At 72.4% G+C, this 23,587-nt stretch carries 22 protein-coding genes; 11 read left to right on the top strand and 11 right to left on the bottom strand.

The window, feature by feature from the left end; translation table 11 throughout:
- Window positions 1–8: 8 nt before the first annotated feature.
- Together QQX10_RS00265 and QQX10_RS00270 are read left to right on the top strand one after the other, a co-directional pair.
- A complete protein-coding gene (locus QQX10_RS00265) occupies window positions 9–458 on the top strand; it encodes a GtrA family protein (RefSeq protein WP_301144177.1) in 450 nt (149 codons plus the stop codon).
- Entirely contained in the window at window positions 455–1,858 is a 1,404-nt protein-coding gene (locus QQX10_RS00270; protein ID WP_301144178.1) for an FAD-dependent oxidoreductase, read from the top strand. Before QQX10_RS00265 ends, QQX10_RS00270 begins: the two co-directional genes overlap by 4 nt.
- Before the next feature lie 6 nt (window positions 1,859–1,864).
- Here the strand turns inward: QQX10_RS00270 and QQX10_RS00275 are convergent, their stop codons facing one another.
- Both QQX10_RS00275 and QQX10_RS00280 read right to left on the bottom strand, forming a co-directional pair.
- The gene (locus QQX10_RS00275) at window positions 1,865–3,124 is read right to left on the bottom strand and encodes a glycoside hydrolase family 5 protein (RefSeq protein ID WP_301144179.1); all 1,260 of its coding nucleotides are present in this window, start codon (window positions 3,122–3,124) and stop codon (window positions 1,865–1,867) included.
- A gap of 112 nt (window positions 3,125–3,236) precedes the next feature.
- Window positions 3,237–4,814, bottom strand: a complete 1,578-nt coding sequence (locus tag QQX10_RS00280) for an SDR family oxidoreductase (protein ID WP_301144180.1) — start codon at window positions 4,812–4,814, stop codon at window positions 3,237–3,239.
- 155 nt (window positions 4,815–4,969) lie between these two features.
- Between QQX10_RS00280 and QQX10_RS00285 the strand changes: the two genes are divergently transcribed.
- On the top strand, window positions 4,970–5,623 hold the full coding sequence (locus QQX10_RS00285; RefSeq protein WP_301144181.1) for a class I SAM-dependent methyltransferase: 654 nt from the start codon (window positions 4,970–4,972) through the stop codon (window positions 5,621–5,623).
- A 24-nt stretch (window positions 5,624–5,647) separates the two neighbouring features.
- Complete coding sequence (locus QQX10_RS00290; protein ID WP_301144182.1) at window positions 5,648–5,926, top strand: hypothetical protein; 279 nt, start codon at window positions 5,648–5,650, stop codon at window positions 5,924–5,926.
- A gap of 69 nt (window positions 5,927–5,995) precedes the next feature.
- On the opposite strand, the gene QQX10_RS00295 is transcribed toward QQX10_RS00290, so the two are convergent.
- From QQX10_RS00295 to QQX10_RS00305, 3 genes are all read right to left on the bottom strand, one after another.
- Entirely contained in the window at window positions 5,996–7,423 is a 1,428-nt protein-coding gene (locus QQX10_RS00295) for an FAD-binding oxidoreductase (RefSeq protein ID WP_301144183.1), read from the bottom strand.
- 337 nt (window positions 7,424–7,760) lie between these two features.
- On the bottom strand, window positions 7,761–9,098 hold the full coding sequence (locus tag QQX10_RS00300) for a flavin monoamine oxidase family protein (RefSeq protein ID WP_301144184.1): 1,338 nt from the start codon (window positions 9,096–9,098) through the stop codon (window positions 7,761–7,763).
- An 87-nt stretch (window positions 9,099–9,185) separates the two neighbouring features.
- Window positions 9,186–10,565 (bottom strand): NAD(P)-binding protein, encoded by a 1,380-nt coding sequence (locus QQX10_RS00305; RefSeq protein ID WP_301144185.1) that lies wholly within the window; start codon window positions 10,563–10,565, stop codon window positions 9,186–9,188.
- A gap of 36 nt (window positions 10,566–10,601) precedes the next feature.
- Here QQX10_RS00305 and QQX10_RS00310 point away from each other — a divergent pair, with 36 nt between their 5' ends.
- From QQX10_RS00310 to QQX10_RS00320, 3 genes are read left to right on the top strand one after another with little or no spacing between them, the layout of a single operon-like run.
- On the top strand, window positions 10,602–10,946 hold the full coding sequence (locus QQX10_RS00310; RefSeq protein WP_301144186.1) for a DUF2200 domain-containing protein: 345 nt from the start codon (window positions 10,602–10,604) through the stop codon (window positions 10,944–10,946).
- A gap of 58 nt (window positions 10,947–11,004) precedes the next feature.
- Window positions 11,005–11,691, top strand: a complete 687-nt coding sequence (locus QQX10_RS00315; protein WP_301144187.1) for an SDR family NAD(P)-dependent oxidoreductase — start codon at window positions 11,005–11,007, stop codon at window positions 11,689–11,691.
- Window positions 11,692–11,729: 38 nt separating this feature from the next.
- A complete protein-coding gene (locus tag QQX10_RS00320) occupies window positions 11,730–12,011 on the top strand; it encodes a hypothetical protein (RefSeq protein ID WP_301144188.1) in 282 nt (93 codons plus the stop codon).
- A 12-nt stretch (window positions 12,012–12,023) separates the two neighbouring features.
- Here the strand turns inward: QQX10_RS00320 and QQX10_RS00325 are convergent, their stop codons facing one another.
- Entirely contained in the window at window positions 12,024–13,187 is a 1,164-nt protein-coding gene (locus QQX10_RS00325; RefSeq protein ID WP_301144189.1) for an aminotransferase class I/II-fold pyridoxal phosphate-dependent enzyme, read from the bottom strand.
- 132 nt (window positions 13,188–13,319) lie between these two features.
- On the opposite strand from QQX10_RS00325, the gene QQX10_RS00330 reads away from it, so the two are divergent.
- A complete protein-coding gene (locus QQX10_RS00330) occupies window positions 13,320–13,724 on the top strand; it encodes a hypothetical protein (RefSeq protein WP_301144190.1) in 405 nt (134 codons plus the stop codon).
- An 11-nt stretch (window positions 13,725–13,735) separates the two neighbouring features.
- On the opposite strand, the gene QQX10_RS00335 is transcribed toward QQX10_RS00330, so the two are convergent.
- Window positions 13,736–14,335 carry a TetR/AcrR family transcriptional regulator gene (locus QQX10_RS00335; RefSeq protein WP_301144191.1) on the bottom strand — a complete coding sequence of 200 codons (600 nt, stop codon included), beginning with the start codon at window positions 14,333–14,335 and terminating at the stop codon, window positions 13,736–13,738.
- A gap of 63 nt (window positions 14,336–14,398) precedes the next feature.
- Here QQX10_RS00335 and poxB point away from each other — a divergent pair, with 63 nt between their 5' ends.
- Together poxB and QQX10_RS00345 are read left to right on the top strand one after the other, a co-directional pair.
- Window positions 14,399–16,156 carry a ubiquinone-dependent pyruvate dehydrogenase gene (poxB, locus tag QQX10_RS00340; RefSeq protein ID WP_301144192.1) on the top strand — a complete coding sequence of 586 codons (1,758 nt, stop codon included), beginning with the start codon at window positions 14,399–14,401 and terminating at the stop codon, window positions 16,154–16,156.
- 61 nt (window positions 16,157–16,217) lie between these two features.
- Window positions 16,218–17,435, top strand: coding sequence for a cobalamin-independent methionine synthase II family protein (locus QQX10_RS00345; RefSeq protein ID WP_301144193.1), 1,218 nt, complete (start codon window positions 16,218–16,220; stop codon window positions 17,433–17,435).
- Between the two features lie 9 nt (window positions 17,436–17,444).
- Here the strand turns inward: QQX10_RS00345 and QQX10_RS00350 are convergent, their stop codons facing one another.
- From QQX10_RS00350 to QQX10_RS00365, 4 genes are read right to left on the bottom strand one after another with little or no spacing between them, the layout of a single operon-like run.
- A complete protein-coding gene (locus QQX10_RS00350) occupies window positions 17,445–19,067 on the bottom strand; it encodes a DHA2 family efflux MFS transporter permease subunit (RefSeq protein ID WP_301144194.1) in 1,623 nt (540 codons plus the stop codon).
- Window positions 19,068–19,098: 31 nt separating this feature from the next.
- Window positions 19,099–20,481: a pyridoxal phosphate-dependent decarboxylase family protein gene (locus QQX10_RS00355; RefSeq protein WP_301144503.1), complete on the bottom strand. Its 1,383-nt coding sequence runs from the start codon at window positions 20,479–20,481 to the stop codon at window positions 19,099–19,101.
- Between the two features lie 60 nt (window positions 20,482–20,541).
- A complete protein-coding gene (locus QQX10_RS00360) occupies window positions 20,542–21,645 on the bottom strand; it encodes a bifunctional glycosyltransferase family 2/GtrA family protein (RefSeq protein ID WP_301144195.1) in 1,104 nt (367 codons plus the stop codon).
- 4 nt (window positions 21,646–21,649) lie between these two features.
- Window positions 21,650–22,645: a phosphodiester glycosidase family protein gene (locus QQX10_RS00365; protein WP_301144196.1), complete on the bottom strand. Its 996-nt coding sequence runs from the start codon at window positions 22,643–22,645 to the stop codon at window positions 21,650–21,652.
- Window positions 22,646–22,781: 136 nt separating this feature from the next.
- On the opposite strand from QQX10_RS00365, the gene QQX10_RS00370 reads away from it, so the two are divergent.
- Complete coding sequence (locus QQX10_RS00370; protein ID WP_301144197.1) at window positions 22,782–23,573, top strand: S1C family serine protease; 792 nt, start codon at window positions 22,782–22,784, stop codon at window positions 23,571–23,573.
- Window positions 23,574–23,587: the final 14 nt, after the last annotated feature.

Below are 23,587 nucleotides of genomic sequence, written 5' to 3' on the forward strand. Positions count from 1 at the left end.
AGGCCCACATGGATGCCGTCGCCCTCACCCCCGCCCGATCCGGGCAGCTCCGTGCGCTGCTCGCGCGCTATCGGCGCTTCCTCCTCTACGCGCTGATCGGCGGGGGTGCGGTCGTGGTCGACGTCGGGCTGTACGCGGTGCTCGCGGTTCCCGTCGGCCTGCACCCGATCGCGGCCAACACCACCTCGACCTTCACCGCCATGGTGCTGAGCTTCGCGGCCAACAGCGTCCTCAACTTCAAGGTCACCGACCGGATCGTCGCGCGGTTCCTGTCCTTCGCGCTGGTGACCGGCGCGGGATACGTCGTCAGCACGCTGATCCTGCTGGTCCTCATCGACGGGCTCGGCGCCAACGCGCTCGTGGCCAAGGGTGCGACCCTCCCGGTCGTGCTCCTGCTGCAGTACACGCTCAACAAGAAGATCACCTTCGCCACCGCGAATGAAAGGACGGCATCATGACCGAGCCCAGCGTCACACCCGCACGCGTCGCCATCGTCGGCGGCGGATTCACCGGCCTCACCGCCGCGTACGAGCTCGCGAAGGAGGGGCACCTGGTCGAGGTCTACGAGGCGGCGCCCACCTTCGGCGGACTCGTCGCCGGGTTCGAGCTCGAGGACGGATTCCCGCTCGAGCGGGCGTACCACTTCCTGTACACCACCGACGAGTGGATGATCGGGATGGCCGAGGAGCTCGGCATCCGCGACAAGCTCACCTTCCACCCCAGCTCGATCAAGGCGTTCCACGGCGGCCGGACCTACGGCTTCACCACCCCGCTCGAGCTTCTCTCCTTCTCGCCGCTGTCCTTCGTGGACCGCGTCCGGACGGGTCTGACCGGTCTCCGCACGCTGTCGCTCAAGAAGTGGCAGCCGCTCACGACCATCACCGCGTACGACTGGCTGTGCAAGGTCAACGGCAAGCGCGCGACGGACATCGTCTGGAAGCCGCTGCTGGTGGGCAAGTTCGACGTCTACTGGGACAAGGTCACCATGGCGTGGCTGTGGACCCGGATCCACGTGCGGCAGACCTCGAAGATCAAGGGGGAGCAGACCGAGCGGCTCGGCTACTTCGAGGGCGGCTTCCGGATCATGGTCGAGCGATGGCTCGAGGAGCTCTCCGCCAGGGGAGCGGTGCTGAGGCCGGCGACGCCGATCCAGTCGTTCACGGAGGTGGACGGCAAGCCGGCCCTGGTGATCGACGGCGAGACGCGGCGGTTCGATGCGGTCCTCGGCGCGATCCCGAGCAACGCCCTCGCGCGCGCCGCGCAGGATCACCCGGCCATGACGCCCGAGTACTCGAAGCAGCTGACGGACATCGACTACCTGGGCGCGGCGCTGATGGTCATCACCACCACCGAGCCGATCACCGACACCTACTGGCACCAGATCCACGACCTCGACGCGCCGTTCCTCGTGTTCCTCAGCCTCGACTCGCTCATCGGGGTCGAGAACACCGGCGGCCGCTACATCTACTACGTCGGGGACTACGTCCAGAACGACGACGAGGTCATGACGATGGACGAGGACGAGCTACGTGAGCGCTGGTACGCCGGGCTCGAGAAGCTCCTGCCGGACTTCTCGCGCGACCAGGTCGCGGAGTCGCACGTCTTCCGCTTCCGCAACGCCCAGCACATCGTCGACGTCACGTTCGAGTCGCGCATCCCCGAGATGAAGACGCCCCTGCCCGGGTACTTCCTCGCCAACTTCTCGCAGGTGTTCCCCGAGGACCGCGGCACCAACTACGCGGTGCGTGACGGCCTGAAGGTCGCGGCGCTCATGAACGCGGCGCTCGCCGCCGACGGCTCGCGCGTGGCGCAGCAGGAGGACGGCGCGGCGCTCCGCGTCGAGGCGGCGGCGTCCTGATCCGACCTAGTCGCCGTACGCGGAGGCCAGCTCCTCCGCGTACGGCAGGTCGTACGACCCGGCGCCGTAGGCGTCCCAGTAGTGATGAGCCTCGTACCTGAAGTTCTCCGCCGGGTCCACGATCCAGCCGGTGGGGTGCGTCGTCGACCACCGTGCGAGGCTCGACCAGTCGTACCCGGCGATGAGCAGCAGGTGGCTGTCCCCGGCTGACCGGAGCGCGTCGACGGTCGCCTGGGTCATGTCCTCCCACGCCTGGGCGGCGCCGCGCTCGTCGCCCCCTCCGAGGTCATGGGGCTCGTTCATCATCCCGTACCCGAGCACCGCCGGGTGGTCCCCCCAGGCGTCGGCGATCCGCAGCCAGACGTCCGCGAGCAGAGAGCCCGGGAGGTCGTCGGACCCGAGCGTCACGACGCCGGAGGGCGAGGCGAAGGACCCGTAGTTGTGGAGGTCGAGGATCACGTCGATCCCTGCGGCGGTGGCCGCATCGAGCTGCGCGGACACGACCGCGACCTGAGCCTCGTCGAACGCGCTCCCGGGCTCGGGCTGCAGGCGCTCCCACCGGATCGGAAGCCGCACCAGGTCGATGCCGCGTCCCGCCAGCCACGCGTAGGACGCCACGGGCTCGGCGAAGTACTGGACTCCCAGCTCGCCGGGCGAGGCGCTGCTGAAGTCGGCGCCGGTGCCGAACTCGAGGCCCGCGAGGTTCACGCCGTGGCGTGCATCCGAGGCAGTCGAGGCGGCGTCGCGCGTCGACTGCAGCTCCTCGATCACGGTCGCCTGGCTGCTCGACGTGTCCAGCGAGCCGGTGCCGCCGTCACCGTAGGTGATCAGCGCGTAGTGATCGGGCCAGTGGCTCCCCGCGGCCCAGGCGGTGGTCCACAGGCCCTCCTGCTCGGCCACCAGGTACCAGTACCGCCCCAGCGGCTCCCACCCGGGATCGGAGGTGGGCCAGCCGACCTCGCCCACATACCCGGCGGCGTCGTTGTCCGCGAGCCAGGTCACGAAGCCGCGAAGCTCGTCCAGCCGCTCCGCCTGGAGCGGATCCAGCTCGACCCCCTCGAGCACGTCCGGAATCGGCGTGGCCGAGGGCGACGGGCTCGCGGCGGCGGTCGGCGACGCGACCGTGGAGCCGGTCGGAGCGGGCTCCGGGTCCCCGCCCGCGAGCGGACCGGCGAGCGCGAACGCGACCGCGCCGATCCCGAGCACCACGGGCCAGACGGCGTGCGGGCTGACGGTGCGTCGGACGGGTGGATCGGGCAGGCTCACAGAGGTCACCTTTCGGGCGATCCGGTAGGGATCCGGACCTCAGGGATCGACGTCGAGGGGTGCTGCGGGCGGGGCGGGTGAACGCGTACGGCGATGATACCGGGGGCCTGCCCTATTCCCCAGGCCCTCCCGCGGATCCGCCCTCGGCCTCCGCGACGATCCGGTTCACCATGCCGCTGAAGACCAGCCCGTGGAACGGCAGCATCGACAGCCAGTACAGGCGACCGGTGAGACCCCGGGGGAAGAACACCGCACGCTGGCGGTACTCCGATCCGTCCTCCGCCGGCTCCACCCCGAGCTCGAGCCAGGCCTTGCCGGGGACCCGCATCTCCGCGCGGAGGCGCAGCAGCCTGCCGGGCTCCACGTGCTCGACGCGCCAGACGTCGATCGCGTCGCCCTCGGTGAGGCGGTCGTAGCGCCTCCGGCCGCGCTTAGACCCCACGCCGCCGGCAATCCTGTCGATGAGCCCCCGCGTGGCCCACAGCACCGAGGCCGAGTACCACCCGGTCGCGCCGCCGACCTGGGTGATCACGTCCCACACCGCATCCGGGGGTGCGGACGTCGCCTTGCTGCGGGCGTCCTGGAACACGGTGCGGCCGGCCCAGTCGGGGTCGCTGGGCATGGGGTCGCTCGGCGCCCCGATCACCCGGGAGTCGACCCAGCTGGTCTCGACCGCGTCGATCTCGATCCGGCCGAGCGCGAAGCGCACGGCGTCGCGGTAGCCCATGAGCCCCTCGGGCGGGGGCGGGATGAGCCCGTCGATCGCATCGTCCTTCATCACGCACGAGTGGAGCAGCGACTCCACCAGCGGTCGCGCGATCTGGCGCGGCACGGGGGTGACCAGCCCCACCCAGTGGGAGGCGAGCCCGGGGGTGAGCACCGGGAGCGCGGTGATCCCGCGCCGGGGGAGCCCGGCGACCTCGGCGTAGCCGTTCATCATCTCGGAGTACCGCATGACATCGGGGCCACCGATGTCGAAGGCGTCGTTCACCTCGCCCTCCACCCGGGCGGCGGCGAGCAGGTAGTACAGCACGTCCCGCACGGCGATGGGCTGGATGGTGTTGCGCACCCACCGCGGGGCCGGCATGTACGGGAGCACCTCCGTGAGATGCCTGATCATCTCGAAGGAGGCCGAACCGGAGCCGATGACCACGCCGGCCTGCAGCACGATCGTCGGGGTCGCGGACGCGATCAGGATGTCTCCGACCTCCTGGCGGGAGGCGAGGTGCGCGGAGAGCTCGACGCCGTCGGGATGCAGCCCGCTGAGGTAGACGATGCGGTCCACGCCGTGCGCCGCCGCCGCCTTGGCGACGGTGAGGGCGATCGCGCGGTCGAGCCGGCCGTAGTCACGTCCGCTGATCATGGAGTGCACCAGGTAGTAGACGATGTCGACGTCGGCCATCGCGCGCGCCATCGCGTCCGCGTCGGACGCGTCACCCTCGATCACCTCGACCTGGTCCGCCCACGGCAGGGCGGCGAGCCTCCGGCCGGACCGGGTGAGCGCCCGCACGCGGTAGCCTCCCGCGAGCAGCCGCGGCACCAGTCGGCCGCCGATGTAGCCGGTGGCGCCGAGCACCAGCACGCGGGGCGCCCGGCCGTCGGCCAGCGGCACGGCCCGGAGCGCCGGCTCGGTCCCGAGCGGGCTGCTCAGGGCCTCGACATCCACCTCGGCGGCCTCGTTGTCACCCATGGTGGCCCCTTCCTCGTGCCTGCACCGGTCCCGGGTCTCCGTGGGGTGAACCGCGCGAACCTCCGCGGGCATTCCCGACGTGCCCGGGGCGCGCGGCGGGAGGATGATGGAAGGTGAGGACGCCGGGCGAGGGACGACGAGCCGAGGTGATCGCCATGGCACGGGAACGGTGGGGCAGCCTGGCCCCCACGTACGACGAGGACCACGCCTACATCTCGGGGACCGACATGGTCCGGCGGGTGCAGCGGTGGCTTCGCGTCCAGGTGCCCGATGGCGAGGTGATCGAGCTCGGGTGCGGGACCGGCCTCTACACCCGGGCCTATGCGCCGCGGGCACGGCGCGTGATCGCCACCGACATCTCGCAGCCGATGGTCGACTTCGCGTCGGGACGGCTCGAGCACCACGAGAACGTCGCGGTCCGACGGGCCGACGCCTGCCGCACGGGTCTGCCGTCGGCCTCCGCCGACGCGGTCGTCGCGGTCAACCTGCTGCATATCGCGGAGGATCCCGAGGGGATCGTGCGCGAGGCACGGCGGCTCGTGCGGCCCGGGGGACGGCTCCTCGTGGTCGACTTCACCTCCGAGGGCCTGCCCGTCAGGAAGGTGCTGTCGGGAATGGTGCGGGTGCTCCGGCGATGGGGACCCATGCCGCAGCCCAAGGGTGCCCGGCACCTCGACCTCGCGCGGCTCCGGCGCCTCGTGTGCGAGGCCGGCTTCGAGGATGTCGACGCCCGCCTGCTGGTCGGCGAGGCGATGGACGCGGATGTGCTGGTCGGGCGGGCTCCCGGCCGGCCGACGGGGCGCGGCTGACGTCGCGCCGGGAAGGAGGTCGGCATGCGCACGACGGAGACTCGCGGTGGCCGCCGCGTGGTGCAGGTGCTGAGCTGGGTCCTGGGCACGATCGCCGCCGCCGCCACGCTGTGGCTGCTCTTCCTCCTGCTCGTGATCGCGAGCGAGTGGTCCGGGTACGTCGGCCACGAGTCGAGCACGGCGCTTGCCATCCTGACGACGGTCGGCGTCGTGCCCGCGGTGCTCGCGTGGATCGGGTTCGCGATCGTGCGGATCGTCGCACGGCGCGCCACCCGTCCGCCCGGCGACGGCGATGAGGCCTGACGGCGCCGCGAGCGACTCGCGAGGCGCCCCCGGAGGGGTGCGCTCCCGCGCACCCCTCCGGGGCGGTGGCTAGGCCGGCTCGATGTTGTTGTTGACGCGGAACAGGTTGCCGGGGTCGTACATGCGCTTGACCGCCTGCAGCCGGGCGAGGTTGCCGCCGTACTGCTGCTCGATCACCCGGCGGTCGGTCGAGTCGTCCGCGGAGAAGTTGAGGTATGCGCCGCGGGCGCCCTGGAGGGCCCTCGCCCCCTCGACGGACTCACGTACCCAGTCGCGCACCTTGCCGAAGGCCGCGGGGTCGCGGGTGCCGCCGTCGAAGCTGAGCATGAACGGCGCGTTGCGGTCGCCGAACGCGGTGTCCTCCGCAGCCGCCCGCGCGGTCGCGCCGCCCATGATCGGCATGTGGATCAGCACGGCGGGATCCGGCCGGTCGAGGGCGCGGTCATGGACGTACGCGATCGCCTCGTCCGAGAGCTCGTCGAGGTACAGCGACTTCCAGTACGAGTACAGGTTCTCCGTGAGCGCGTCGAAGCCCGCCTGGAACGCGCGGTAGGTCGGGATGAAGCCGCTCATGTCGAACAGCGGATCGCCCAGGCGCGTGAACTCGTCGATCACCTCCTGCCCCTCGCTGCGGTCGCCGGCCCAGAGCGCGGCGACGATCATCACGTCGCGGCCCTGCACGGGCGGCGGCAGCTCGTCGACGGGCGGCATGGACCAGTACAGGGCGCGCGTCGTGACCTCGTCCCCGACCGACAGCGCGAGGTCGCGCCACGCGGGGACGATCTCCGCGCCGGCCTCGATCGGATGGAACACGGTGGCGAGCGCGACATCCGGGCCGACGGGATGCGCATGGAACGTCAGGTCGACGGCCACGCCGAAGTTGCCGCCTCCTCCCCGGATCGCCCAGAAGAGGTCGGGGTTCTGGTCCTCGCTCGCCGTCACGAGCTCGCCGCTCGCGAGCACGATCGTCGCCGAGACGAGGTTGTCGCAGGCGAGACCCCACCGTCGATGCAGCCAGCCGATCCCGCCGCCGAGCGTGAGCCCGCCCACGCCGGTCGTGGACACGACGCCACCCGGCACCGCGAGTCCGAAGACCTGGGTCTCCCGGTCGACCTGGCCCCAGGTCGCGCCACCCTGGACGCGAACGGTGCGGTTGGCGGGGTCCACCCACACGCCGTTCATGTTGCGCAGGTCGAGTACCAGCCCGCCGTCCACGCTGCCGTGACCCCCGACATGGTGGCCCCCGGAGCGGACGGCGAGCGCGTACCCCCGTTCTCGCGCGAGGTTGACGCCGTCGATCACGTCCGCCTCGCCGGAGCAGCGGATGATGAGCCCGGGGTGGCGGTCGATGGCGAGGTTCTGCACCCCGCGGACCGCGTCGTAGGAGGGATCGTCGGGGCTGAGGACCGCCCCGCGGAACTGCATGCTCAGCGCGCTGAGCTCCTCGGCGTCAAGGTGGACCTCGCCGCCGGCGTCGTGTGCCAATGATGTGGCCATGATGGTGACCGTTCCTGGTCGCTGTGCCGGCCGCGATGGGGACTGGCCTCGCCCGGGCCGACAGCTGATCGTCGCTGACCTGGGTTTCGGGCGTGGTGTTCGGCGCGTGGGACGCGACGCGGCGGTCGCGCCGGGTGCGCCGGCGTGCGGGGTGCGGCGGTTCACGGAACGCGCGGCGACCGCCGGCGACGGTCATCAGCGTGACCATGCCGGCACCTGGCCTCCGGCCGGCAACGTCGTCGTCGCCGTCCATGCGCATCCCCTCCCCAGTGGATCGCGCGTCTCCACCCTCCCGTCCAGTGGAGCACCGCCGCCACCGGCCGTCAAACGCAGCGTCTCACCCCGACGGCGAACGCTCCCACAGGGCCTCGATGGGGAGAGCCCGCCCGAGCACGCGCTCCGCCGCGCGGTGCCCCGACAGCATCGCGGCGGGCACGGTGGCCGGGTCGTCCGTCCACGTGGCCTCGCCCGCGAGGTGCAGCACACCGCCGACCGGGGTGGCCAGCGCGTCGTGGTCGCTCGTGGTCGAGCCCGGCACCATGTAGGCGTAGGAGCCGCGCGCGAACGGGTCGGCGTGCCAGGCCGTGATGTCCACCCGGGTGGGGTCCGGGATACCGTCGCCGTAGAGCCGCCGCAGCTGCTCCATGACGGACTCGGCCACCGCCGCATCGTCCCACCCACGGATCGCCCTCGCCGTGGGTCCCGCGGCGAAGGTCAGCAGCGTCGGCACGCCGTGGAGCCTGCTCAGGTCGTACCAGGAGTGCCACCGGCGGCCCGCGGGACCCTGCTGGCGGATCGCGTCGACGTCGGGGTCCCAGAAGCGGGTCGGGAAGCGCAGCACGAGCTTCTCGAAGGCGTTCATCTCCAGCCGCTCGAGCGCTCCCGCGACGGGGTCCGGCAGAGGAGGCGAGAACCGGAGGTCGCCCGACTTGAGCACGCCGACCGGCACGGTGATCACGGCGGCTCCGGCGTGGAGAGCCGCGTGCGGGGTCCGCACGGTCACGCCCGCGCCCGACCACTCCACCTCCGTGACCACCTGGCCCAGCCGGATGTCGAGCCCCGTTGCAAGCGCCCGGGGGAGGGCGTCGTAACCGTCCGGGAACACCACCTCGACCCCGTCGACCGCGTCGTCGTCCAGGCCGTGGGCGGCGAGGTCCTCGATCCAGGCGCCGTACTGCTCCTCGGTCCGATGCTCGAGGAACTCGCGCACCCGGGCCGCCCGAGCCTCGTCCCAGCCGAGGCGCGCGAGCGCCCCCTCGACGACGTCGCGGTAGGTCGCGTTCGGGGCGGAGGATGCGACGACCGGCTCGAGCGCCTCGAGCGCGGTCTCGACGTCGCGGACGAATCCGCCTGCACGCTCGTCGGACATCCTCGCGCCGTCCGGATCGAAGTACGCGATGGGACGTCCGCCCGGCTGGTAGCTGCCGACCGTGAGCTCCTCGGTGCGCATGCCGAGCGCGCGCGCGGCCGCCGCCACGGGGCTGCCGTCGACGCCGTGGATCCACGACGCACCCAGGTCGGTCGCATGGCCGCCGGACCGATCGGTCCAGACACGGCCCCCGACGCGGTCGCGGGCCTCCAGCACCACGACGCGGCGACCCTCGAGCGCGAGCAGGCGCGCGGCGGCGAGGCCGGCCACACCGGCCCCGACCACGATCGTGTCGACGGATTCCATCGGTCCGACGCTAGCGAATCGGGGCGCCCCCGAGACTGGGCGATCCGGCTGGATCTGCGGCGCGTCCGGATCCTCTGTCCGGCACCGTCATCCCGCCGCGGCGAGCGCCTCGAGCTTGACCACGGCCTCAGGAGCCGCGTCCTCGATGCGGGCGAGGATCTCCGTGAGCGCGGGCGAGCGGTCGGCCGCCGCCGGCAGGCGTGCCGGGTTGAGCGTGGTCGACTGCGTCCACGCCGCGATGTCCGGCTCCGCCATGAACGCCGCGGTGGCGCGCATGCCGTGGGCCATCATGTCGACCCAGTCGCGCGGGGTGTCCGCCAGCGGGGAGGGTGGGCACGTGGCGTTCTTGAGCGCGTCGTCGTCCGGGCGCGTGGCCTCGACGTACCCCACGAGCGCCGCACCGAAGCAGGGGAATCCCGCGCGCACCGGCTGCAACGTGATGGCCCGGTCCGTCCAGATCGGGATCAGTCCCGGGCGACGCAGACCGTCGGCCGCGCAGTGCACCGTCAGCGTGCCCGGCTCGAGCGGGAAGGAGCCGCGGTCGAGGTCGACGGCTCGGGCGCCGACGCCCCGGATGCGGCCGGCCCGGATCACGCGGTCGACGGTCCGCAGCAGCGCGAGCTCCCAGCGCGCCAGGGTCGGGGTCTTCGCCATGGTGGGGGTGATCGCCGTGTCGATCCGGACCACCGCCCCGGAGTCCTCGAGGCGCAGCAGCAGATCGTCCGGAGTCGTCGCGACCAGGGCGGCCTCGACGAGCGACGCCACCATCCCCTGGAACGCGACCGGGTCGGGCTGGACCGCGGCGCGGTCGAGCATCCACGGCTCGCGGGGGCGTACCCAGCTGATGGCGGACGGGTCGACTCCTGCTGACAGCAGCCAGACGATGGCGTCGGTCGCCGTCTTGCCGCAGCCCGCGATGAGGAACCGCTCGTGCTGCGTGGCGCGGGACGGCAGGTCGGCGACCGGGGAGACCGCCGCATCGTCCGTCGCCGCGAACGGAGCCGGCGTGTCCGCGGGTGTCCGCGGCGAGAGGTAGCGGGCGTCGACCACCCGTGTCGTGCCGTCGAGCTCGACCGTCGCTCCCGTCTCGAGGTCCCGCACCACGCGTCCCCCGAGGTGCTCGTGGCCCGCGAGGAACACCACGCGGTCCGTCTCGCGGAGCCGGCCGAGGACCGCCTCGAAGTAGGCGAGGACCTCCGCGCCGGTGGCCCGCTCCTGCAGGCCGGCCTCGGGGCCGGCCGACTGGACCCGGCCGGCGCCGAGCATGGTCGACGCCACGCCGTAGAACTGCGACGCCTGGTGCAGCCGCACGAACGGATAGGCGTCGCGCCAGTGGCCTCCGGGGCCGGGGCGGCGGTCGACCATCGCGACGCGGGCGTCGCCGTGGTGCACGAGGGCGTCCGTGAACGCGAGGCCAGCGGCGCCGGCCCCCACCACGAGGTAGTCGACGTCCTCGGCGATGGACATGCCACCATCGTCGCACCACCTGCGTACCCTGACCCCATGCATCGGATCTTCACCATGCCGTTCGCCGACGTGTACCCGCTCTACGTCGCCAAGCTGGAGCGGAAGGGCCGTACGGCCGAGGAGCTCCACCGGGTGATCGCGTGGCTCACCGGCTACGACGACGACGCCCTCGCCCGGGTGCTCGAGGAGCGGTCGACGTTCGCGGACTTCTTCGCCGGCGCGGAGCTGAACCCTCACGTCGACCTCATCACCGGGGTGATCTGCGGGGTGCGCGTCGAGGAGGTCGAGGACCCGCTGATGCGGCAGATCCGCTACCTGGACAAGCTGGTGGACGAGCTGGCGCGGGGCAAGGCGATGGAGAAGGTGCTGCGCGCTCCCTGACGCCTCGCGGGATCGCGCTAGGGTCGAGGCAGACCCCACCGCTCGAAGGAGAGACTCCATGCCCACTCTTGCGATCATCGGCGCCGGACCCGGCCTGGGTGCGGCGGTGGCGCGCCGGTTCGGACGCGAGGGCTTCGCGATCGCGCTGGTGTCCCGCGACCAGGCGAAGCTCGACGCGCTCGCCGACGAGCTCGCGGGCGACGGGCTCACGGCCCGCGGCTACGCCGCCGACGTCCGGGACGCCGCCGCGCTCACGGCCGCGCTCGAGCGGGCCGCCGCCGAGCTGGGCCCCGTCTCGGTGCTGCAGTACAGCCCGCTGCCCGCGCGCTCCTATCTCAAGCCCGTGCTCGAGCTGGATCCCGAGCTCGCGGCGGAGGCGCTGAGCTTCTCCGCGCTCGGACTCATCGCCGCCGCGCGCGCGGTGCTGCCGGCCATGCGGGCCGGTGGAGAGGGGAGCATCGTCCTCATCAACGGCGGCACCTCCGTGAAGGCGCGCCCCGACTTCGCCGGCACGTCGGTCGCCTTCCCGGCGGAGACCGCCTACGGCGAGATGCTCCACGATGCGCTCGCGCCGGAGGGCGTGCACGTGTGCCAGCTGGTGATCCCCGGCGCCATCCCGATGCTGCCGCTCGAGCGCGGACTCGAGGATGTCGCGGACCGGATCTGGGACATCCATGCAGGTCCGGGGGAGTTCCGCACCATGCTGATCCCGCTCGACCAGGGGCGAGAGCCCGACCACGACTGACCCTTGCCGGGACGCCCGTGCGGACCTACGTTGGGGCCATGTTCATCCTGATGTCGATCCACCACCCGCACCCCGAGCACCGCGACGCGCTCATCGACTCGATGCACCGCTACGGGGCGGCGATCAGCGGTGAGCGCGGGCTGCGGTCGATCCACACGCTCGCCGACGCGGGGTCGGAGCGGTTGGTGGGCCTGGCGATCTTCGACAGCCGCGAGGACTTCGAGCGGCTCGCACCGAGGGCGCGGGCGGCGGTCGCCGACGACCCGTTCGAGGTCTGGGAGCAGGTGCCGATCGATGGGCTCGCGCTCACCGAGATCTGAGACGGGCGGGCGTCAGGCGAGCTCCCGGAAGGCCGGCAGCGCTGCCTCGATCGAGGGCATGGTCGCGGTGAGGCTGATCCGGAAATGGGCGGGACGGTCGAAGAGGCTGCCCGGCATGACCAGCACGCCGCGCTCCGCCAGCGACGCCGCGAAGGCGTCGCCATCCCCACGGGGCGCATCCCCCCACAGGTAGAACGTGCCCTCGGGACGCGTGAGGGTGTAGCCGGCCTCCGCGAGCGCGCCATGCATGCGGTCGCGCTTCGACTCGAGCTCCGCGAGGTCGAGGCCGACGTCCTCGAGCGCGGGGACGGCGTACTGCATCAGCGCGTCGGGGAAGCCCCAGCCGATCGCGAGCTGGACCGGGTCGTAGGCCTCCCGGATCTGATCGCGCTCACCGCGCGGCAGCAGTGGGGAGAGGGCGAGGTAGCCCAGTCGCTGGCCGGGGGCGAGCAGGATCTTGCCGTAGCTGTAGTCGATGAGCGTCCACGGGTAGACGGCGGCGGGGCTCACGAAGGGCACGCCGGAGAAACGGATGCGCCGGTACGGCTCGTCCGACAGGATCCAGATCCGGCGGCCGATCCGTGCCGACTCGGCGTCCAGGAGCAGCGCGAGCGCCTCGAGCTGGTCGCGGGGGAGGACGCGCCCCGTGGGATTGGCCGGGCTGTTGACGACCACGATGCGCGTGCGCGGCGTGATCGCACGGGCGATCGCGTCGAGGTCGAGGTCGAACGTGTCGTGCGCGAGGTCCGCAGGGACGGGCGTCAGCGCCGACGCGCGAAGCATCGGGGGATAGCAGAACCACCCCGGCACGGGCACCACCACCTCGTCGCCCGGGTCGGTGAGCAGGTGGAATGCGAGCGAGATGGCGCCGAACGCCCCCTGGGTCATCGCGACGTCGCCCGGCTCGAACTCGAGACCCAGCTCGGCGGACAGCCCTGCCGCCACGGTCTCCCGCGCCGGTTGCTGGCTGGTGGTGTAGGCGAACCAGGTGTCCGAGCGCGGCTCGACCTGGCTCCGGATCGCGTCGACGAGGCCGTCCAGCGGTGGCTCATGGGGGTTGCCGAACGTGAAGTCGAGGGTCCCCGGCACGGCGGCGCGCCTGCCGATCTGTTCGAACAGCGACAGCACCGACGCGATCTCGTGCTGAGCAGACAAGGCTCGGCGTGCGAGCTCCATGGTGTTCCTCCCTCCGTCCGCACCGTGCGGACGCCCCGTACCCATCGTGGCGCGGACCGTCGGGCGGTGCAGCGTGAGCGCCGCGGTGAGACGATGGAGGTGTCCCCGATGCGACCAGGATCGGAGGTCATCATGAGCACGACAGCGCACGGCGCGCCGGTGGTGCGTCCCGGCCGTCGCCTCCGTCGGGCCGGCATCGCGATGCTGGTCCTCGGGTTCGCCTGGTTCGCGTGGGGCGGGCTCGTGGCGTGGTTCTCGGCCGACTACGGGAGCCAGCCGTCGGGGTCTCTCCAGCAGCAGATCGCCCAGGTCGGACCGGAGGACCCGCAGGGAGATCCGGACCTCTGGGTCGGCATGGATGAGCAGGGCACCGTGATCTGGCAGGGCACGCGGGAGGAGTTCGAGGCCCTCATGGCCTCCGGTCGGAAGGACCTGCAGGAGGGGCTCCGGACCAGGTACCTCTACCCGGGCATCGCCGCGATGGCCGTGGGCGCGGGCATCGCCGTGGCGTCCGTCGTGGTCGCTCGGCGCCGGTAGACCGACGTGCGTCAGGTCGCGGCGACCAGGCCGGGGGCGACGATGCGCATGACGGACCCCACGAAGCCGTCGTCGAGCGGCGCACCCGTGTAGAACGCGCGCTCGTACACCGGGGAGAACACGGCGTCGATGGCCGCCTCGACATCGAGGTCCGAGCGCAGCTCGCCGGTCCCGATCCCCGCGGTGATGATCTGTCCCGCGACCTCGCGCCGGGGCGCGAGCCAGTGCTCGTGGAAGCGCCGCCGGATCTCGGGATCCGTGGCCGCGCCGGAGGCGACGGCGCGCAGGGCTCCCTCGGTCGAGGGGTCGGTCATGATCCGCACCAGGTCGTCGAGCTGCGCGGTGAGCCGCGCGATGGCGGTGCCCTCGGCGTGATCGAGCGACCAGTGGGTCCGCTCCTGCAGCGCGTCGATGAGGAGCTCGTGGGCGGCGGTCCACCACTTGTACAGCGTGGTCCGGCTGACGTGGGCCTGGGAGGCGATGCGCTCCATTGTGACCAGCCGAGGGTCCTGGGCCGCGAGGTCGGCGGCGGTGTCGAGGATGCGGGCGCGGCGCACCTCGTCCCGTGGGCGGCCGGGGCCTCTCTGCACCGGCGCGGAATTAATGGACATGCTGTGCAGTTTAGCGTGAAGGGGCCCGGCCGGGCATCCCGGAACCGCCAGTGAGGAGCCACCATGTCCCGTAACGTCGCCCAGCTGTTCGTCGACACGCTCGTGGATGCCGGGGTGAGCCGGGTCTGGGGCCTGCCGGGGGACTCGCTCAACGCCTTCGGCGAGGCGATGCGCCGGGACGGTCGGCTCGAGTGGATCCATGTCCGTCATGAGGAGGTCGCGGCCTTCGCCGCCGGGGCCGATGCGGCCGTGACGGGCGGCCTGGCGGTCGCGGTCGGGTCCTGCGGTCCCGGCAACCTGCACTTCATCAACGGCCTGTACGACGCTCATCGCAACCGCACCCCGGTGCTCGCGATCGCCTCCCATATCCCGCTCGAGCAGATCGGCTCCGGCTACTTCCAGGAGACGCACCCTCAGGACCTGTTCCGGGAGTGCAGCGTGTACTCCGAGCTGGTGAGCGACGCCTCCCAGCTGCCGTGGGTCCTCGAGACCGCGATGCGAGCGGCGGTCGAGAACGACGACGTCGCGGTGGTGGTCGTCCCGGGCGACGTGTTCTACGCCGACGCCCCCGACCGGCGCCCGTCGGCGCCCATCCGCCGGAGCCGGCCGGTGGTGGTGCCCAGCGAGGACGAGCTGCGCCGCGCGGCCGAGCTTCTCGACGGCGCCGACAGGGTCACGATCCTGGCGGGCGCAGGGGCGGCGGGCGCCCATGACGAGGTGGTCGCCCTCGCGGAGCGACTCCAGGCGCCCGTGGTCCACGCCCTGCGCGGCAAGGAGCATCTCGAGCACGACAACCCGTACGACGTGGGCATGACCGGCCTGATCGGATTCGCGTCCGGCTACCGGGCGATGCTGCGGGCCGATGCGCTGCTCGTCCTCGGCTCCGACTTCCCCTACCGGCAGTTCTACCCGGAGGACGCCAGGATCATCCAGGTCGATCTGCGCGGGGAGCGGCTCGGCCGCCGCACCCCCATCGATCTCGGGCTCGTCGGGGACGTGGGTCCGACCGCGACCGCGCTGGCGCGCCACCTGCGGGCGCGGACCGACGGGGACCATCTGGAGGACTCGCTGCGCCACTACCGCAGGACCCGCAAGGAGCTGGACGCGCTGGCCGACGACGACGGCAAGGCCCCGATCCACCCCCAGTACCTCACCCGGCTGGTCTCCGACCGGGCGAAGGACGATGCCGTGTTCACCGCGGACGTGGGCAGTCCGACCGTGTGGGCGGCGCGGTATCTCCGGATGACCCGCGACCGCCGGCTCCTCGGCTCCTTCAACCACGGCTCGATGGCCAACGCGCTCCCGCAGGCGCTGGGCGCCCAGGCCGAGGACCGTGACCGTCAGGTGATCTCGCTCTCCGGGGACGGCGGCCTCGCCATGCTGATGGGGGACCTCATCACCGCGGTCCAGAACCACCTGCCCGTCAAGGTGGTCGTGTACGACAACGCCTCCCTGAACTTCGTCGAGCTCGAGATGAAGGCGGCCGGCCTGCCGACCTACGCCACCAGCCTCGAGAACCCGGACTTCGCCGCCGTCGCGCGGGCCATGGGGATGACCGGCATCCGCGTCGAGGACCCGGCGGATCTGCCCGACGCGGTCGATCGCCTGCTCGCGGCCGATGGACCCGCGCTTCTCGACGTGGTCTGCGCGCGCGAGGAGCTCGCGCTGCCACCGGCGATCGAGGCCGCGCAGGCCAAGGGCTTCGCGCTCTGGGCGCTGCGCACCGTCATGAGCGGGCGCGGCGACGAGCTGCTCGACCTGGCCGACACGAACCTGTGGCGCCGGCTCACCTCCCGAGGAGGCGCGATCCCCGCCCGGTGATCCGACGGCGACGCGGGCGGCAGAATGGTGCCGTCCCGCCGTCCTCGACCAGGAGCGACCCATGTCCGACCTGACCATCGCCACCACCACGTCCGGCTCCCTGCCGCGCACGCCCGCGCTCGTCGCCGCCACCGCGGCGCTCGAGCTGGCCGACGACGGCTTCACCCTGATCCAGACGGACGAGTACCGCGAGCTCGCGGCGGCGGCCGTGGTCGACCTCGTGCGTCGCCAGGTGGACGCGGGGATCACGCTCGTCGGCGACGGCGAGTACGGCAAGGCCATGACCGCCGCGCACGACTTCGGCGCATGGTGGTCGTACTCGTTCCAGCGCACCGCCGGGCTCGCCCTGCCGCCCGCGGATGCTGCGCCGCCCGCGCCGGTGCGCTCGACCCCCGGCGACATCCGGCTCACCACCATGCAGGACCGGCGGGACTGGGTCCGGTTCGCGGAGGCGTACTTCGATCCGACCTCCGGTGTGCTGATGGGCGAGCCCCCGTTCTGGCCCATGGCGGTCGGCCCGCTGTCCTACCGCGGTCACGACGCGATCGCGGCGGATGTCGCGCACCTGCGCGCCGGCCTCGACGCCGCGGGCCTGGACACCGGGTTCCTCACGTCGCTCGCGCCGGGCAGCGCGGCCCGCATCGGAAACACGTACTTCGCGTCCGAGGAGGAGCATATCTGGGCGTGGGCCGACGTGATGCGCGAGGAGTACCGCGCGATCGTCGAGGCCGGGCTGATCGTGCAGATCGACGACCCGTCGCTGGCCGAGAGCTGGGACCAGATCAACCCCGAGCCGTCGGTCGCGGACTACCGCGCCTTCCTCCGGACCCGGATCGACGCCATCAACCACGCGATCGCGGGCCTGCCTCGCGACCAGGTGCGCATCCACGTGTGCTGGGGCTCGTGGCACGGCCCGCACACCACGGACCTCGAGCTGCGGCACATCGTCGACCTGGTCGCCGAGATCGACGCGGCCGAGATCTCCTTCGAGGCGGGCAACGTCCGCCACGAGCACGAGTGGAAGGTGTGGCGCGACGTGTCGCTGCCCGCGGGCACGCGGCTGCTCCCGGGCGTGGTCAGCCATGCCACGAACGTGGTCGAGCACCCGGATCTGGTCGCCGACCGGATCGTGCGGTTCGCTGAGATCGTCGGTCCGGAGAACGTCATCGCCTCGACCGACTGCGGCCTCGGCGGCAGGGTCCACCCGCAGATCGCCTGGGCGAAGCTCGAGTCCCTCGGCGAAGGGGCGCGCCGCGCCGCCGCGCTGCTCGACGGCTGACGGACCCCGTCAGGCGGCCGGCACCTCCCTGTCGGCTCCCGCATCGTCCCGCCGTCGCGTGCCGCCGAGGGAGAACGACGCGGCGAGGCCGATCATCAGGAACCCCGCCGCGGTGAAGGCCGCGTACCGGGTGCCGTCCGAGAACGCCTCCTGGGCGGCCTGTCCTGCCTCCGCGGTCGCGGGGTCGGCGACCAGGCCCGCGATCGCTGCGCCGGCCGAGTCGACCACCGCGGTCACCACCTGGTCCGCCTGCGCGGCGGAGACCCCGGCAGTCTCGAGCCGGTCGCCCAGGACCGCACCGGTCGACGTGAACAGGACCGTGCCGAGGATCGCGACGCCGAGCGCCGAGCCCACCTGGCGCGACGTCGACTGGGTGCCGGAGCCCTGGCCTGACATCTCGACGGGGACGTCCTGCAGGATCACGCCCGTCAGCTGCGCGGTGGCGAGCCCGACTCCCATCCCGTAGACGAGCAGGGCGGGCACCAACCAGCCCCAGTGCGCCTCGGGCCGCACCACCAGCCCGGTCCACACCACGCCGGCGATCTCCAGCGCGAGGCCTGCCCGCACCACCGCCACCGGCGCCACCCGGCCCGCCATCGCTCCGGCGAATCCGCTCGCGAGGAACGAGCCGCCGGCCAGCGCCAGCAGGATGAACCCGGTCTGCAGCGCGTCGAACCCCAGCACGAACTGCAGCCAGAGCGGCAGCGACAGGATGATCCCGAACTCTCCGAGGGACACCACCAGCGCCGCCACATTGCCGTTGCGGAAGGAGTGGATGTCGAACAGGCTGAGCTCCAGCAGCGTGGGACGCCCGGCGCGGGAGCGGGCTCGGGCCCACACCAGCGAGGCGACAGCCGCGGCGAGCGAGATGCCGAAGGCGACCGGGATGGGGGACAGCGCGAACGGCCACGCGAAGGAGCCGGCCGTGAAGGTCTGGGTCGCGGTCCACCAGCCGTAGGTGCGGCCCTCGATCAGGCCGAACACGAGCGTGCCGAACAGCACCACCGAGAGCGCCGCGCCCACGACATCGATCCCGCGCCTGGCGGCCTCGCGCGACTCCGGCACCGTCGCGAGGACCCCGGCCACGATCAGGATGCCCAGCGGCAGGTTGATGCCGAACGCCCACCTCCAGGAGAAGTCCGTGGTGAGCCACCCGCCGAGCAGCGGCCCGACGGCGGCCATGCCACCGATGGTCGACCCCCACACCGCGAATGCGATCGCTCGCTCGCGACCGCGGAACGTCGCGTTGAGCAGCGAGAGCGTGGTGGGCAGGATCATCGCGCCGCCGACTCCCTGGACGAAGCGGGACGCGATCAGCAGCTCGCCGCTCGGCGCCGTGGCGGCGAGCAGGGAGGACACCGTGAAGATCGCGACGCCGACCAGCAGCAGCCGCCGTCGGCCGAAGCGATCCGCCATCGCACCGAACAGCAGCAGCAGCGACGCGAACACCAGGGTGTACGCCTCCTGGACCCACTGGACCTCGGTGGAGTCGATCCCCAGGTCATCCACGATGGACGGGATCGCGACGTTGACGATGGTGGAGTCGACGATGATGAGCGCGACGGCCACGCTGATGAACACCAGCGCGGCCCAGCGGCGCCGTCCGGATGCGGGGGGCGGGGTGGAGGTCACCGCCCCAGTCAACACCCCCGGACGGGGGGCGTCAGGCAGCGCGGTCGGCGCGCGCCTCGACCAGCGTGTCGAGGATCGAGCACAGCAGGTCGAACGAGGTCTGCGGGTTCACGATCGCGAACCGCAGCACCGGCTCGCCGTCGTGGGAGCTGGGGACGACGAACGCATGCTGCCTCTCGAGCAGGCGCTCCGACCAGCGGCCGTAGTCCTCGGACGCCCAGCCGTCGACGCGGAACACCACGACCGAGAGCTGGGGCTCGCGGACCAGCGTGAGCCCGGGTCGTGCGGCGATCTCGTCGGCGATGCGCCGCGCGAGGGCGATGCCGTAGCCGATGGCGGAGCGGTACTCCTCGGTGCCGTAGGTCGCGAGCGAGAACCACAGCGGGAGCCCGCGGGCGCGTCGGGTGAGCTGGACGGCGAGGTCGGAAGGGTTCACCATCCCCCCGTCGGCGAGGGTGTCCAGGTACTCCGCGTGCTGGGTGTGCGCCCGGAGGGCAGCGCGCGGGTCGCGGTAGATCAACGCGCAGGCATCGAAGGGCGCGAAGAGCCACTTGTGGGGGTCGACGATCACGGAGTCGGCGCGCTCGACGCCCCGGTACGCGGGGCGCATCTCCTCGACCAGCATCCCCGCGAGGCCGTAGGCGCCGTCGACGTGCAGCCAGACGTCGCGCGCGTGGACCGCGTCGGCGATCCCGCCGATGTCGTCGATGATCCCGAAGTTGGTGGTGCCCGCCGTGGCGACCACCGCGAAGACCGCCTCGCCGTGCTCGTCGAGCGCGCGCTCGACCGCGTCCGCGTGGAGGCGGCCGTCGGCACCCGGGCGGATCCCGACCACGTCGATGTCCATCACGGACGCCGCCGACGCGATCGAGGAGTGGGACTCGGCGCTGCAGACGACCACCCACCGTGACGGGTTCGGCCTCCCGGCCGCCGCGTTGCGCCGCCGAGCCACGTCCCGGGCCGCCACCAGGGCGGACAGGTTGCCGATGGTGCCGCCCTGCACGAAGACGCCGCCGGCCTCCGGCGGCAGGCCGAACTCCTCGGCGAGCCACGCGATCACCTCGTTCTCCGCGTACACGGCGCCGGCGCCCTCGAGCCAGGAGCCGCCGTAGATCGAGGAGGCGGAGACGATCAGGTCGAACGCGATGGACGCCTTGCTCGGGGCGGACGGGATGAAGGAGAGGTATCCGGGATGGTCCGTCGACAGGCAGGTCGGCGCGAGCTCCTGGTCCCAGAGCCGCAGCGCCTCCTCGGCCCCGATCCCGGTGCGGGTGATCGAGCCGGAGGCACGAAGCGCGAGCCGCTCGGGTGAGTCGGGGAGGTCGAGAGGGATGTCCTGCCAGAGCGCGCGGCGGCGCGAGTAGTCGATCACGGACTCGACGATCCGCCGCGCCTCCTCGGAGATCGCGTGCATCCTCTCGGGCTGTGCGGGACCCACCCCCGTGCTGTTCACGGGAACAGGATAGGCGGCTCCCTACGCGTGAACCGCGCGCGAAACCTCCGCATCATGCCCAGATGCATGCGTTGGGAAGGCCTCGTGCGACGTTTGCGTGCGTCGAAGCCGCGGTGCGAACACGATCGCCCTCTGGACGGCGAAGGAGATGGCGAAGAGCACCAGGTCGGTGGCGACCTTGGCGGCCAGCAGCGGGATCCCGAGCGCGGTGAGGCCGGCGACGCCCGCGTACCCGGCCACGAGCAGCGCCGCCGCGAGCACCGTGTAGCGCGCCAGCTGAGGGAGCACGCGACCGTCCGAGCGGAACACCGCGCGGCGGTTGAGGGCGAAGTTGGTGCCCGCGCTGAGCACCCTGGCCCCGGCGAGCGCCACCGCCAGGTTGCCGGTGGCCGCGTGGAGCACGAGGAGCGCGGCGGTGTCCACGCCGAACGCGACCAGCGACGACGCGGCGAACGTGGCGACCGGCGCCAGGACGCGGAGCGAGTCCGCCAGGGGCCGGAAGTGTGACGACGCGTTCCCGTCCAGGTAGACCGTCTCGATCGGCACCTCGACGAGCGCGATCCCCCGGCGCGTCGCCTCGAGCAGCACGCGGAGCTCGTAGGCGAAGCGCTCGCCCGGGACGCCGCGAGCCCACCGCAGCAGGCCCGGTGGGATCGCCCGCAGTCCCGTCTGCGTGTCGGCGATGCGGGCACCCGCGGCCACGCGCACGAGCGCCGATGTCGCCCTGTTGCCCACACGGGAGCGCAGCGGTACCTCGCCGACGAAGGCCCGTGAGCCCAGGACGATCGCGTCGGGCTCGCCCGCCGCCAGCCGCCGGACGGCCTCCGCCCCCACCGCGCGGATGTCGCGGGCGGTGTGCTGGCCGTCGCTGTCCGCGCAGACCACGATGTGTCCGGGGGCGTGGCGCTCGGCCCAGGCGAATCCGGTGCGCAGCGCCGCTGCCTTCCCGAGGTTGCGAGGGTGACGGAGCACCACCGCGCCAGCCTCGCCGGCGCCGTCGAACACCGGGGTGAACGCGGGTCCGGAGCCGTCGTCCACCACCAGCACGGGCCATGAGACGGACAGCGAGCGCACGAGCGCGACCAGCCGGGTGTCCGGCTCGTACGCGGGGATCAGGATCCACATGGCGTCACCCGATCCAGAGGATGTCGGAGGTGCCGCGCTCGTTCCCGGAGCCCCCGGGCCAGTTCACCACCTGGCCGTCGCTCACCATGGTCGAGCTGCCGCCGCCGTCGAGGTTGTACGCCTCGGTGGCGCCCAGGCCCGCCATGATCTCGGCCAGCTCGGTGAGGGTCACGCCGGCGCTCGAGTCGGAGCGTCCGTCGACCACGACGAACACGTAGTGGTTCGCGGAGATCATCCCGATCGCGGTCCGCGGCTGGTCGCCCTGGATGGAGTGGTTCCCGACGTTGGTGTCGACCTCGACCGACTCGATGCCGTCCACGATCGCCCCGTCGTCGACGAGCGCGGGGCCGAAGGACAGGGTCAGCCACGCGCCGGCATCCACCAGCTCCTGCGCGGTGGTGGCGGTCTCGTCGTAGATCTCCATGGTGCCGTCGGCGTAGATCACAGCGCCTGTGCGCGCGCCCTCGTCGCGGTAGATCACGCCGTTGCGGATCTCGATGCCGGTGTCGCGGAAGCCGTAGTAGTCGCCGTTGATCGCGAAGGACGCGCCGACGCTCTCGGCGATCTCGGACGGGTCGGCGATGATGTTCGTCCCGAACTCGTTGTTCGCGAACGCGCTCTGCAGCTGGGTGATGTCGTCGAAGGTGACGTCCGCGACGTAGTAGGTCGCCGCATCGTCCCCGGTGCCGTAGGTGTACTGGGTGATGGTGACGTCGGCGCCGTCGCTCGTCGAGGTGGACGATGCGGTGGACGTGGTCACGTCGTCGGCGGTGGCCCCCGTGGTCGACGCCTGCTGCGCCGCCTCGTAGGCGGCGACGTCCGCGATCTCCACATGGTCGATGACGAAGCGGTCGAGCGCCCACGCCGTGATCGATCCGAGGATCAGGAGCAGGACGGCGACGGCGGCCAGGATCCTCCGGCGCAGTCGGTGGCGACGAGGCGTGGGCGTCGTGACGGGCGGCTCCGGGGGAGCGGCGGGGTGCCAGGTCGGGGCTGTCATGCCATCGACCGTAGGAAGCGGAACCCACGATTCGCTGAGGACGGGCCGGGGATCGGCTCGGACACCAGGCACGTTGCCCGGGAGATCGGAGCGGGTTCTCAGGGAACTCTCGGATCCGGTCCCTAGCGTCCTGGCCATGACCCGTTCGCCCGTCCTCGCCCGCCGCCCGCTGCGCCTGATCGCCGTCGCGGCTGCCGCGATGCTCGCCCTCGCGCTCGTGCTCGGTGCCGCCTTCATGGGCGCCCGCCTCGCGACCGCGGAGGCCGACGCCGCCGCGCCCTCGGCCGCGGCGTCCGCCGCTGCGGCGGAGGACGCGGAGGAGCCGACCGTCGCGGACGTCTACGCGCTGGTCGCGCCCTCCGTCGTGGTGGTCGAGACGGGCGAGTCGACCGGCAGCGGGGTGGTCGTGAACGCCGACGGCTCGATCATGACGGCGCTGCACGTGGTCGACGGGGCCTCATCCATCACGGTGACGTTCTCCGACGGCACGCAGGCGAGCGCCTCGGTGGCATCCACGGACGAGTCTCAGGACCTCGCCACGCTCACGCCGGACGCGTTGCCCGAGGTGGTGGTGCCCGCGACCCTGGGCGGCGGCCTCGACGTGGGTGACGCCGTGCTCGCGATCGGCACCCCGCTGGGCCTCGCGTGGTCGGCGTCGTCCGGCATCGTGTCCGGCCTCGACCGCACCTTCGACGCCGACGGCACGGAGCTGGCCGGGCTGATCCAGTTCGACGCCGCCGTGAACCCCGGCAGCTCGGGGGGACCGCTGGTCGACTCCGACGGCACGGTCGTGGGGATCGTGGTCGCGCTGCTCACCACTGGTGACGACGACACCTTCGCGGGCGTGGGCCTCGCCGTCCCCATCCAGTCCGCGCTCGCCGGCTCCGGCGAGGACGGCGAGCCCGGCGACGGCGGGCCCCAGCAGTGACCATCCCCGATCCG

Origin of the sequence: Demequina lignilytica (assembly GCF_030418305.1) — a bacterium.
In the GTDB taxonomy this organism is placed as follows: Bacteria; Actinomycetota; Actinomycetes; order Actinomycetales; family Demequinaceae; genus Demequina; species Demequina lignilytica.